Below are 11,676 nucleotides of genomic sequence, written 5' to 3'. Positions count from 1 at the left end.
GTCAAATGCCCGAGATCAGCAACACATATGCGCTTCTGTATAGATGACAAAATCAAACCAGAATATCACGCACAAATGCAATTCCAAATGGCTTGTACAGGGCGCAAATGGTGTGATTTCGTAAGCTTTGACCCACGCTTTTTCTAATGTTCTTTTTCAAAAAGGTGCGGGCTTTCAATAATAAGCTTTTCTCGCGCTTTTTGTAATTGTTTAATGACTTCATCAATCTTTGAAGGAGAATAAAAAGATTCTTGGCTATCCAATAAATGTTGCCTCTCCCTACCCTCGCAAAAACACTGCATCTGAGATTGAAGCATTCTAATCTCTTGAAAGAAAAGACGTCCAGTTTCTTTGAAACCATTATTAAGTGAGAAAAGCTGATCGGAAATTGATAGCAAAATTTGCTTTAAAAAACGCTCATTTTCTTGGCGTTTGCGGTATTCTAAAATAAGAGCATGACTAATCTCATCCAACTGTTTCTTTGTGGAATCAATTTGATGTAATAAATTTGGATTACCCCCCATATTGTCTTCTCTCACCTTCAAAAGTATAGTATGAATATCTAACAACTTATTTGCGGAATGAGATAAATAGTCAACTAATGTAGGCGTATTAGCATAGCATTTTTGTGCAACCATTATGAATTCACCTAATGACTAGTTTTTACATTCATTCCGCTATTCATTTTTAATTGTACAGATTCATTCTAAAGAAAGTGCTAAAAATATTGTTGCCAATCTATTTATATTTGAAGAATATAGTTCTACCCTTTTCTTATTTACGTCGAGCTATTGGAGATAAAAGACGTACGGGTGTATAAAAGATAAGGTGAGTTGTCTTCTCTAAAACACTACTACTATCAGCAAGAAGCGCCTGACTGGGTGATAATTCTGTACCCTGCATAATTGTTGAAGCCAAAGAACCTTCTCGAATAAGAGCCATTAACGTTGGCGAAGAGGCAAATACATTGTGTGCTCCACCATCAACATGAGAAAAATCAAGAACAGTTATCCCATTTTTACGCAACATTTCAATATCTGAACCATCACCGACACGATGATGCCCACCCGTAAGATGGCCTGAAACAGCGAGAGCTTTATCTGCTCGAGACACCAAAATAGCTGTCGGATGAGGTAATTTCTTAACATCATTCAGTTGACGCTCAAACACATCAATATCAATGTCCGGCGCGGCCATCAAGAAACTTGTAATACGGCGAATAGGTGTATATTTTCCTTTTAATGCCAGAGTTCTAAATGCCTCCATTATGACAAAATTTCCCATAGAGTGCGCGATAACCGTAATCTGATCAGCTTTAGTTTCGCTAATGAGTGTCAAGAGCTCCATAAGTCCATCACGCGCGAAATTGGCACTATCACGATCATAAATATAAAGTGGAATTGAACCAGCAGAAGGCCAAGAATAGTGCACAGAAACAACATTTAAAGAATAATCATATGTAAACTGCGCTGTACGAAATGTGCCATCTGCAAAATTATTATTATAACCATGAATAAAAAGGAAGATTTCTCTTTTTCCTTTTGGTTTTTTCTCTAAATCAGCATTCAATTGCTGCTTAAATTGTTCCTTGTTATCGTATTTTTGCAACGCCACTGCCGCAAAATATTTATCGTGTGTGGGGCTATACGCATTTGTCTCAACAACACCTTTCACATGTTGTTGAGGGATTCCTATATCAACGCGATTATAGTGCACTTTATTTGATCGCTCTGCTCCATAAGGCTGAGAATAGTTTTTTTGCATCATACGACTTGTTGCAACATACACTGGAACGATAGCCTTTGGAGGAATCAGTCTACCTTCAACTTCCTTTTGCACTGCAATCATAGATGGTGTTGCATGTACTCCATGCCAAAGTACAGCACGTGACTGACTACACGCAGTTAATAAAGAAACACAAATAAAAAGTATTACATAGTTTAAAAATACTGGAGTTTTCACTGCAATACCATCCCCTTAAAAGAAGCAACATTTCAAATCTACAAGTATAAGGAAGAAATCCCACGGACCTGAAATGAAAGCATTACTAGGAATGCTCTAAAAATAATACGCTAAAAAATCCCACTCTAATGCGCACTATCCCCCTATTTATCTTTAACAACCACTGAGAATGCAAATGGTGCGGTCGAGAAGACTCGAACTTCCACGGGTTGCCCCACAGCGACCTCAACGCTGCGCGTCTACCAATTCCGCCACGACCGCACGTGGTGAAGCCAAACATATCGTTTTTTTGGATTTAACAAATCACAAAGCAAGGTACAAGCCCATTTTCACTTTCAGAGAATTTATTTTATCCAAACTACTTTATAACCCGATAAAAATTATGAGAACATGGACTTTACTATGGTCTACATACCATCATCATAAAATTAGCCTGTGCAACTTTATCTTTTTCGTAAGAACCATGAAAACTTGTTGTAATCGTGGTAGCTCCCTGCTTTTGTACTCCTCTCATAGCCATGCACATGTGTTCAGCCTCAATCAAAACCGCAACACCGCGAGGTTTTAGATGGACTTCTAAAGCATTAGCTATTTGAGCTGTCATGGCTTCTTGTGTCTGTAAGCGACGAGAAAAAGCATCTACAACACGTGCAATTTTTGAAAGACCAACAACCTTTTTATCAGGAAGATAAGCGATATGAGCTTTACCAACAATTGGAATCATATGATGTTCGCAATGTGAATAAAAAGAGAGATCCTTCATTATTACCGATTCATTGTATCCTGAAACCTCTTCAAAAACTGTGCCCAAGATTTCTTCAACCGATTCGCTATAACCTGTAAAAAGATTACGATATGCCTTAGCTACACGGCTCGGAGTATCTAAAAGCCCTTCTCGATTCGGATCCTCTCCTATCCATAACAGCAATGTACGAATCGCTGCTTCCACTTCTTCAAAACTAGGACGCTTTCCCCCAGATAAAAATGGGTTCTTATTATCACCTTGAACATTATGCATTTAAAAACTCCAAATTTACCATATACAAAGCGTTTGCTACCTCTCTATTGTATCCTGTATAATCTCTATATAATCGATTTAAAAGCTTAAACAATCACAGCTCTCGAAATTTCAGGCAAGTGCTCATGATTGATAATATCTATAATGAAAAAATACTTGAATATGCTGCGCATATAAGCAAAATTGGCCGCCTTGATAATCCGGATGCAACGTCAAAAAAACATGCGCGCCTTTGCGGCTCAACAGTCACTGTAGATTTAAAAGTAGAAAATTGTATCATTACAGATTTCGCTCACGAAGTGCATGCATGTGTGCTAGGACAAGCTGCAGCTTCACTTTTAGCATATCATATCATCGGCCAAACAACAAAAAATCTTAAAATATTACGTGAAATTATCTATCATATGCTGACAGAAAATGGCCCCCCTCCTTCAGCTCCATTTGAAGCATTTTCTTGCTTGCAGCCCATTAAAGATTATAAAGTGCGTCACACATCAACGATGCTTATTTTTGATGCCGTGATAGATTGTATCGAACAAATTGAAGAAAAATAAATGTCTGAGATATATTCTAAATCCAAAAAGAGAACAACTCGAAATTATACAGGCCATTGGCGAAAAACACCGGGACGATTACTTGGTATTTTCTTGATACGTTTTTATCAACTAACACTTTCTAGCTTTATAGGAAATCAATGTCGCCATGTACCAACCTGTTCAGAGTATACTTATGAAGCAGTTGCACGTCACGGGCTGTGGGCTGGTGCGTGGTTAGGTCTTTTTCGTCTCGTGCGTTGTGGTCCATTTGGAACACATGGTTTTGATCCAGTACCTATTTCTCTTGGCAATTCTTACTGTTTTTATAAACCTTGGCACTACTGGAAAATTTCTTCTAGACATAACAAATAGTTCTTTTCTTTTTTCATATGTATTGATAGAAAATAGCCTATTGGCCTTAATGGAATGATCACTAAGTTTTCACGAAACCATCCGCAATCGTTCGCGGAATTGGATTAAAGGAGTGTTTTATGTCTTACTCTGTTTCTCTTTCTTTTCCCGATGGTTCAAAACGTGATTATCCCAATGAAATGACTGGTTTAGAATTAGCGGAATCTATTTCTAAATCACTTGCAAAAAAAGCAGTTGCCTACAGCCTTAACGGTATCACAAAAGATTTATCGGATCCTTTAGAGCAGTCTGGTCAAATAGAAATTATTACCCGCGAAGATTCGCGTGCTCTTGAGCTTATTCGCCATGATTGTGCACATGTTCTAGCCGAAGCTGTACAGGAGCTCTTTCCTGGAACACAAGTTACAATTGGCCCTGTCATTGAAAATGGTTTTTATTATGATTTTGCACGTGAACAACCTTTTACATTGAGTGACCTCACCATCATTGAAAAAAAAATGCGTGAAATTATCCAACGTAATAAACCTTTCAGAAAAGAAGTTTGGTCTCGCAAAAAAGCAAAGGAGATTTTTTCTCAAAAAAACGAGCTTTATAAAGTAGAGCTGATTGATAGCATTCCCGAAAATCAGGATTTGAAAGTCTATTATCAAGGCGATTGGTTTGATCTTTGCCGTGGTCCACACATGCAATCTACTGGACAAATTGGAAATGCTTTCAAACTGATGAAAGTCGCAGGAGCTTATTGGCGGGGAGATGCTAATAATCCGATGCTAACAAGAATTTATGGTACAGCATTTGCTAATGAGAATGACTTAAAAGCTTACCTACACATGCTAGAAGAAGCTGAAAAACGTGATCACCGACGCTTAGGACGTGAAATGGATTTGTTTCATTTTCAAGAAGAAAGCCCAGGAATGATTTTCTGGCATCCCAAAGGTTGGAAAATGTTACAAAATTTAATCAACTATATGCGTCGATGCCTCGATGATCATCAATACGCTGAAGTGAATGCACCGCAAGTTCTTGATAAATCACTTTGGGAAATGTCTGGCCATTGGGAATGGTATAAAGAGAATATGTTCAAAGCAATTCCAGCAGCTGAAGACTGGGATAATGGAAATATTTACGCTCTTAAACCAATGAATTGTCCTGGTCATGTACAAATTTTTAAGCATGGTTTAAAATCTTACCGTGATTTGCCAGTTAGACTCGCTGAGTTTGGTCTTGTCCATCGTTATGAGCCTTCAGGCTCTCTACATGGTCTTATGCGTGTACGTAGCTTTACACAAGATGATGCGCATATTTTTTGTACAGATGAGCAGTTAGCTGATGAATGCCTGAGTATTAATAATTTAATTTTATCAACTTATGCTGATTTTGGTTTTAAAGAAATCAACCTTAAACTTTCAACACGCCCAGAAAAACGAGTCGGATCTGATGCATTATGGGATCATGCGGAAAATATCATGATATCTGTTCTCAAAACCATTGAGATAGAATCTGAAGGACGCATCAAAACAAGCATCTTGCCAGGTGAAGGTGCATTTTATGGACCTAAATTTGAATATACGTTAAAAGATGCGATCGGTCGCGAATGGCAATGTGGTACAACACAATTAGATTTCAATTTACCTGAACGTTTTGGCGCATTCTATATTGATAAAGATTCAGAAAAACGCCAGCCTGTTATGATTCATCGGGCTATTTTTGGATCAATGGAGCGTTTTCTTGGCATATTAATTGAACACTTTGCTGGACACATGCCACTTTGGCTTGCACCTCGACAGGTTGTAGTAGCAACAATTACATCCGAAGCAAATGAATACGCAAAAAAAATAACGGCAAGACTGAAAGCTGTCGGACTTTCAACAACATCAGATCTTCGTAATGAAAAAATTAACTATAAAATACGTGAACATTCTTTGCAAAAAGTTCCAGTAATTTTGGTATGTGGTAGACGAGAATCTGAAACAAACAGTGTGAATATGCGCCGCTTAGGAAGTACAGATCAAGTTCTTTTATCTATAGAAGAAGTCATTAAGCAGCTTACAAATGAAGCAACACCACCAGATTTGCGCCGTTTAATGAACACTTAGAGCAAGGTAAGAGATAAGAGGAGCTATAAAGCGAAGAGAAACATCGTTAGCGAGCTCTGTCAAGCACACGCTTACATTCAATGAGTTCAAATAGCGTTTCTTGCAACAATGCTTTATCAGTTTTATCTTTGGAAACATTAACAGAACCGACAGAAGATTCCCCTTCATTCTTCATGAAACTCAAAAGTCCAAAAGAAGAGTTTTTAGGATCACTACTGGTAGATTCAGAAATTTGTTCTGAGTGTTTCTTTTCTATTACAACATTCATAGTATCAAGATCACCATTACCAAATGCAGTAACAAAAGCAACACCATTTTCTTTCAAAAGGCGCTGCACACCTTTTATTGTATAACCCTGATCATACAGCAACTGCTTTATACCATTGAGCAAATCAACATCAGCTGGGCGATAATAGCGTCTTCCGCCGCCACGTTTCATTGGCTTAATTTGCCTAAAACGTGTTTCCCAAAATCTTAACACATGCTGCGGAAGCTCCAACAACTCGGCTACTTCGCTAATTGTGCGAAAAGCATCGGAGCTCTTATCCATTTTGCAATACCTTATCTAAAACACTTAAAACGTTTCTATAACGACTCATTAAATTTTAATTTCTCAACAAGATTGGTCAAAAATAGGACTATACTTGACTGAATTTAAACTAAAAAGCTTTTTACTTAAAACAGAATAGAGGACTTTATTTATACAATTTTTTTTAACAAATACCAGACATTGTAACAGTATCTATTCAGGTGACATTATTTTTCTTCTTGCACGATGCGAATCTAAAATTCTTTGTTTAAGTACGTTTGCAGCTTTAAATGTCACAACACGTCGTGGCAGGATAGGTGCTTCAACACCAGTTTTTGGGTTGCGTCCAACACGCTCACTTTTATTGCGCACTTGAAAAGTCGCAAAAGAAGAAAGTTTAACTGCTTCACCTCTTACAAGTGAATTGCAAATTTCATCCAAAACTAATTCAACCAAAGCTGCTGATTCAGTATGTGACAAGCCTACTTTTCTACAAACTACGCTCGCTAAATCTGCACGCGTTACTGTCTTACTTGTCATTATAATCACCTATTCAAATATTAAAAATTACAAAATGATTTATACGTTTTATTCAAATATGGTCAAGCGACTATAATCTACCAACGAATAAGAATGGCTCCCCATGTAAATCCACCTCCCATAGCTTCTAACATGACGAGATCTCCTTTTTTAATTCTTCCATCGTGAATAGCCGTTGTTAAAGCTAATGGCACCGATGCTGCAGAAGTATTACCATGTTGATCAACGGTAATCACAACTTTATCTATAGCAATTCCGAGTTTTTTAACTGATGCTTCAATAATCCGTTTATTAGCCTGATGAGGTACAAACCAATCTAATTGTGAAGAATTAATACCAGCAGCTGCAAAACAATCATCAACCACATCTGTTATCATACCAACGGCATATTTAAAAACTTCTCGTCCTTCCATACGTAAATAGCCTGTCGTTTGCGTTGTTGAAGGACCACCATCAACATACAGCTTATCTATATAAGCACCATTAGAGCGCAACTTTGCAGACAATATGCCATAATCACAAGCAATACCACTTCTAATTTTCTGTGCTTCCAAAATAGCAGCGCCAGCACCATCACCAAACAAAACACATGTCGTACGATCTTCCCAATCTAAAATTCGAGAGAATGTATCAGACCCAATAACCAAAATTCTTTTAGCTGCTCCACTACGTAAATAGGTATCTCCTGTTGTCAAAGCAAAAATAAAACCAGAACAAACGGCTTGAATATCAAAAGCAAATCCATGGCTCATTCCTAAAGCATACTGAATCTCAACAGCAGAAGCAGGAAAAGTACGGTTTGGTGTTGAAGTGGCTAAAATAATACAATCAATATCTTTTATTGTTAGACCAGCATTGACAAGCGCCGCCTGTGCAGCTTCTATTCCTAAAGAAACCGTTGTTTCATTTTTATTGGCAATGTAACGTTGGCGTATTCCTGTACGCTGAACAATCCACGAATCTGATGTTTCAACAAACTTCGCAATCTCATCATTCGATAAGCTTTTTTGGGGCAAGGCACTTCCTACACCGCGTACAACTGATCGAATCATTAGGTTCTAACCTTTTCTTGCGATTTCTCACTTCTACGACAAACGTTTATCATATGGTCTCCTCATTCATCATGGCTTCATCTTCTTTATCAAAAATTGTTTCTTTATTCTCATGAAAGCGCCGTAAATCAGCAGTTATTTTTTTCAAAAGTTCATTATTGACCATCTTATAACCAACATGGATAGCAGAAGCAAAACCGTGAGCATTAGCACTACCATGACTTTTTATAACAACACCGTTCAAACCTAAAAGCACTCCACCATTAACCCTATCAGGGTCCATTTTCTGTTTCAGTGTACGAAAAGCGCTCCGCGATAAAAAATAACCAAGGGATGATAAAAAAGAGCTGCGCAGTGCAGTGTTTAAGATTTCCCCTATCTGCCGCGCAGTCCCTTCTGCAGTTTTTAAAGCAATATTACCAGAAAATCCTTCTGTTACAACAACGTCTACTGTTCCCTTTCCAATATCATTACCTTCAACAAATCCTTTATACTCTAATCCCTCTAATTGCACTTCACGCAATATCATTCCGGCCTTTTTGATTTCATAAAGGCCTTTAACCTCTTCAACACCAACATTTAAAAGTCCAACACTTGGTTTTTCAGTGTGATAAAGTGCACGAAACATACCCGCCCCCATAACTGCCAAATCAACCAACTGGTTAGCAGATGCACCAATCGTTGCCCCAATATCCAAAACGATACTCTCACTGCGAAGCGTTGGCCAAATACCTGCAATCCCAGGACGTTCAGCCTCTGCCATCATTTTTAAACAAAAATAGGACATTGCCATGAGTGCACCAGTATTGCCAGCAGAAATGCAAACATCAGCTTCACCATTTTTTACGGCTTCAATTGCATGCCACATTGATGATTTACCCCGCCCATTGCGAAGTGCTTGGCTTGGCTTCTCATCCATGCGCGTATAACTTTCTGTGGGATAAAAATGCGATACCGCAGCTAAACAAGGGTATTTTTTTAAAACTGGTTTAACAGCCTCTTCTACTCCATAAAATAGAAAATGAATATTTGGCAAATATTTTTTTACAATTGCTGCTCCTGCAATAGTTGCTTCCGGACCATAATCACCACCCATTACATCCACAGAAATTCTAATCACGCTTGTATATCCTACATCTTTTCATTTACGCATTTTAAACTCATGTTGCAATTTTTGCTCCTAAAACAACCCAAAAGTATATCACGCAAAAAATAGACTCACGGAAAATACTGTTTTTATAAAAGTATACAATAGATAATTTTTTTTATTTTTTTACAATTACTTCCAACTTTTTAAAACAGAAAATGGTGATAATTTCTGCTCAGATTCTTCTAAATTTTCAATCATACTCATATTTATCCCCTTTTTGCGCGGATAATGATCAATTGACAACTCAAAAAATTCTTCCATGACTGCACCAATATCAATTTTATCACCATAAAACACTTCTGGAGTATCTAGCCCTTCAGCATCTAAAAATAACTCACCTGTATCCTCTGATATTTTTGGTTTCATCAAATTTGAGTTTTCAGGAACAAAAACAACCTCAATATTTTCATGAAGACTATTTTCTAGTGGTTCCAATGTGATAACACACAGTTGTATTATACGTGCCCGCAATAAACCTTTTACGCGTACACCACGTTTTTTCCATGGTAAAACATGGAATTCTCCCTCACAAAATTTCACTTCAACTAAATCATGATTCTTAGCCAAATGCGCACACTCGCGCTGATCTGCACAAATGTGAACCCTTATACCTTTAAGAGGTAATGAACGCACTGAGATTGGATAAGCCAAAGCAAATGTCATTTGAGAAACATTTTGAACATTCATTGACAACTCCCGAATATGAAGGGATATAATATACTGTGCTTTTATTTAGCCAAAGTACATTTCATTCATTTTTTTCTTTTCTAAAGAAATTCTGTATGGCATAATTTGCTTTATAACAGGGAAACTCAATGTAAGCTATGGCAGATTAAGCTAAAATTAGAAAAAACTTGAGGTTGCCTTCTTGTCATACATCTAAGTATAAAATGGAGATATCATTGTTTCAGGAGCCCCACATAGTGGCCTTAATCAAACGTAAAGTGTTGGTTGGTCTGTTAATAACAAGCATGATAGCAATTGCAGGTTGTAGTTCAAGCCAGATATATAAAGAAGGCTATATCCTTGATAAAAATGCTCTTGATTCTATCTCTATTGGATCAAGTCAGGAGCAGGTTATTTTAACTTTAGGAACCCCTTCTCTAAAAACAAAATATGATAATGAGGTCTTTTATTATATCTCACAAACGCGCTACCGTGGGATGCAGTTTATGAAAACGAAAATTATTGATCGCAAAGTCTTGGCCATCTACTTTGATAAAAGTGATCAGGTTACTAAAATAGCTAACTATGGTCTACAAGATGGTCAAATATTCGACTTTATCGCCCAAACAACACCTACTGTGACCAAAGAACAGCCTTTCTTGATCCAGATTATTAAAGGCCCTGCGACTTTGCCAACACATAATTAAATTCTAATAATTTATATATAACCTCAATATTATCAATTCTGATAATATTGAGGTTATAACGCTGTTTTTAGGAGCGAATTTTTTTCGCCATGCTATCAAGAACCGCATTGACAAGCTTTGGTTCATCACCTTCAAAAAACGCCTTTGCTATATCAACATATTCACTCATAACAACAGCAATAGGGACATCTTTGCGGTTGATCAACTCCCATAAACCTGCACGCAAAATTGCTCGTAGTATAGAATCAAGACGTGAAAGCGACCACTCTGCAGAAAGCTGTTGATGAAGCATAGGATCAAGCTGTTTTTGATCTTTTACAACGCCCGTTATAATAGCCAAAAACCATTGAAAATCAGCATCAAGATATTGATATCCATCAATATCTTTTCCTAAACGATAAGCCTCATATTCAGCTGCTGTTTCCATTACACCAGAACCTACTATATCCATTTGATAAAGTGCTTGAACTGCAGCAAGTCTTGCTGCTCCGCGTTTATTGGCTGAACGCGGAGAATATTTGCCTTTTATATCAGCCATATTTAATGATTATCTCCAAATCTCTTTTTTAGAGCGATCATACATAAAGCAGCTTCAGCAGCAAAACCACCCTTATTTTTTTCATCCTGTTTTGCACGTGCCCATGCTTGTTTTTCACTTTCAACTGTCAAAATACCATTTCCAATAGCCAAGTTCTTATGGATAGTTAAATCCATCAATGCGCGACAAGAATCATTGGCAACAATTTCAAAATGATACGTTTCACCGCGAATAACACAACCAAGTGCCACATAGCCATCGTAACGTACCTTACTACTTTTTTCGGCAAAAGCTATTGCACCAGGTATTTCTAATGCTCCTGGCACCGTGACAAGATCATAGCTTGCTTCAGCTTTTTGCAAAGTATTCACTGCACCTATAAGAAGCGCATCAGAAATCCCATCATAAAAACGCGCTTCAACAATCAATACATGCGATTTCTTATCTATCTCTTTTGTCATAAAAGAATCCCAGAAAAAACAACCAAAGAGTTTAAGAGTATAGAACTCA

At 37.5% G+C, this 11,676-nt stretch carries 14 protein-coding genes, 1 tRNA gene and 1 pseudogene; 5 read left to right on the top strand and 11 right to left on the bottom strand.

Features of this window, described 5'->3' with window-relative positions:
* A pseudogene (locus MCQ_RS08700) lies at window positions 1-141 on the top strand (YqaJ viral recombinase family protein); the annotation flags it as partial.
* Window positions 142-143: 2 nt separating this feature from the next.
* Here MCQ_RS08700 and MCQ_RS02445 read toward each other — a convergent pair.
* The 4 genes from MCQ_RS02445 to folE all read right to left on the bottom strand — a co-directional run bounded on the left by MCQ_RS02445 (window position 144) and on the right by folE (window position 2,980).
* Complete coding sequence (locus tag MCQ_RS02445; protein ID WP_006923337.1) at window positions 144-638, bottom strand: hypothetical protein; 495 nt, start codon at window positions 636-638, stop codon at window positions 144-146.
* A gap of 136 nt (window positions 639-774) precedes the next feature.
* Entirely contained in the window at window positions 775-1,962 is a 1,188-nt protein-coding gene (locus tag MCQ_RS02440) for an alpha/beta hydrolase (protein ID WP_006923335.1), read from the bottom strand.
* A gap of 176 nt (window positions 1,963-2,138) precedes the next feature.
* Window positions 2,139-2,223, bottom strand: a tRNA-Leu gene (locus MCQ_RS02435).
* A gap of 139 nt (window positions 2,224-2,362) precedes the next feature.
* Entirely contained in the window at window positions 2,363-2,980 is a 618-nt protein-coding gene (gene folE / locus MCQ_RS02430; protein WP_006923334.1) for a GTP cyclohydrolase I FolE, read from the bottom strand.
* A 125-nt stretch (window positions 2,981-3,105) separates the two neighbouring features.
* On the opposite strand from folE, the gene MCQ_RS02425 reads away from it, so the two are divergent.
* The 3 genes from MCQ_RS02425 (at window position 3,106) to thrS (ending at window position 5,984) form a co-directional block, all read left to right on the top strand.
* Window positions 3,106-3,534, top strand: coding sequence for an iron-sulfur cluster assembly scaffold protein (locus MCQ_RS02425; protein ID WP_006923333.1), 429 nt, complete (start codon window positions 3,106-3,108; stop codon window positions 3,532-3,534).
* The gene (yidD, locus tag MCQ_RS02420) at window positions 3,535-3,888 is read left to right on the top strand and encodes a membrane protein insertion efficiency factor YidD (RefSeq protein WP_006923332.1); all 354 of its coding nucleotides are present in this window, start codon (window positions 3,535-3,537) and stop codon (window positions 3,886-3,888) included.
* Window positions 3,889-4,007: 119 nt separating this feature from the next.
* Window positions 4,008-5,984: a threonine--tRNA ligase gene (gene thrS, locus MCQ_RS02415; protein WP_006923331.1), complete on the top strand. Its 1,977-nt coding sequence runs from the start codon at window positions 4,008-4,010 to the stop codon at window positions 5,982-5,984.
* 46 nt (window positions 5,985-6,030) lie between these two features.
* On the opposite strand, the gene MCQ_RS02410 is transcribed toward thrS, so the two are convergent.
* The 5 genes from MCQ_RS02410 to MCQ_RS02390 all read right to left on the bottom strand — a co-directional run bounded on the left by MCQ_RS02410 (window position 6,031) and on the right by MCQ_RS02390 (window position 9,942).
* Window positions 6,031-6,534, bottom strand: a complete 504-nt coding sequence (locus MCQ_RS02410; RefSeq protein ID WP_006923330.1) for a MerR family transcriptional regulator — start codon at window positions 6,532-6,534, stop codon at window positions 6,031-6,033.
* 192 nt (window positions 6,535-6,726) lie between these two features.
* Window positions 6,727-7,053: an integration host factor subunit alpha gene (locus MCQ_RS02405; protein WP_006923329.1), complete on the bottom strand. Its 327-nt coding sequence runs from the start codon at window positions 7,051-7,053 to the stop codon at window positions 6,727-6,729.
* Window positions 7,054-7,130: 77 nt separating this feature from the next.
* On the bottom strand, window positions 7,131-8,105 hold the full coding sequence (locus MCQ_RS02400; RefSeq protein ID WP_006923328.1) for a beta-ketoacyl-ACP synthase III: 975 nt from the start codon (window positions 8,103-8,105) through the stop codon (window positions 7,131-7,133).
* 49 nt (window positions 8,106-8,154) lie between these two features.
* The gene (gene plsX / locus MCQ_RS02395; protein WP_006923327.1) at window positions 8,155-9,225 is read right to left on the bottom strand and encodes a phosphate acyltransferase PlsX; all 1,071 of its coding nucleotides are present in this window, start codon (window positions 9,223-9,225) and stop codon (window positions 8,155-8,157) included.
* A 159-nt stretch (window positions 9,226-9,384) separates the two neighbouring features.
* Complete coding sequence (locus MCQ_RS02390; protein WP_006923326.1) at window positions 9,385-9,942, bottom strand: YceD family protein; 558 nt, start codon at window positions 9,940-9,942, stop codon at window positions 9,385-9,387.
* Between the two features lie 203 nt (window positions 9,943-10,145).
* Between MCQ_RS02390 and MCQ_RS02385 the strand changes: the two genes are divergently transcribed.
* Window positions 10,146-10,628: an outer membrane protein assembly factor BamE gene (locus MCQ_RS02385; RefSeq protein WP_035007745.1), complete on the top strand. Its 483-nt coding sequence runs from the start codon at window positions 10,146-10,148 to the stop codon at window positions 10,626-10,628.
* A 67-nt stretch (window positions 10,629-10,695) separates the two neighbouring features.
* On the opposite strand, the gene nusB is transcribed toward MCQ_RS02385, so the two are convergent.
* Together nusB and MCQ_RS02375 are read right to left on the bottom strand one after the other, a co-directional pair.
* Entirely contained in the window at window positions 10,696-11,166 is a 471-nt protein-coding gene (gene nusB, locus MCQ_RS02380; protein WP_006923322.1) for a transcription antitermination factor NusB, read from the bottom strand.
* 2 nt (window positions 11,167-11,168) lie between these two features.
* Complete coding sequence (locus tag MCQ_RS02375) at window positions 11,169-11,627, bottom strand: 6,7-dimethyl-8-ribityllumazine synthase (protein ID WP_006923320.1); 459 nt, start codon at window positions 11,625-11,627, stop codon at window positions 11,169-11,171.
* Between the last annotated feature and the right edge of the window lie 49 nt (window positions 11,628-11,676).

Source organism: Candidatus Bartonella washoeensis Sb944nv, assembly GCF_000278135.1.
In the GTDB taxonomy this organism is placed as follows: Bacteria; Pseudomonadota; Alphaproteobacteria; order Rhizobiales; family Rhizobiaceae; genus Bartonella; species Bartonella washoeensis.
This window is presented reverse-complemented; position numbering and strand designations above follow the sequence as displayed.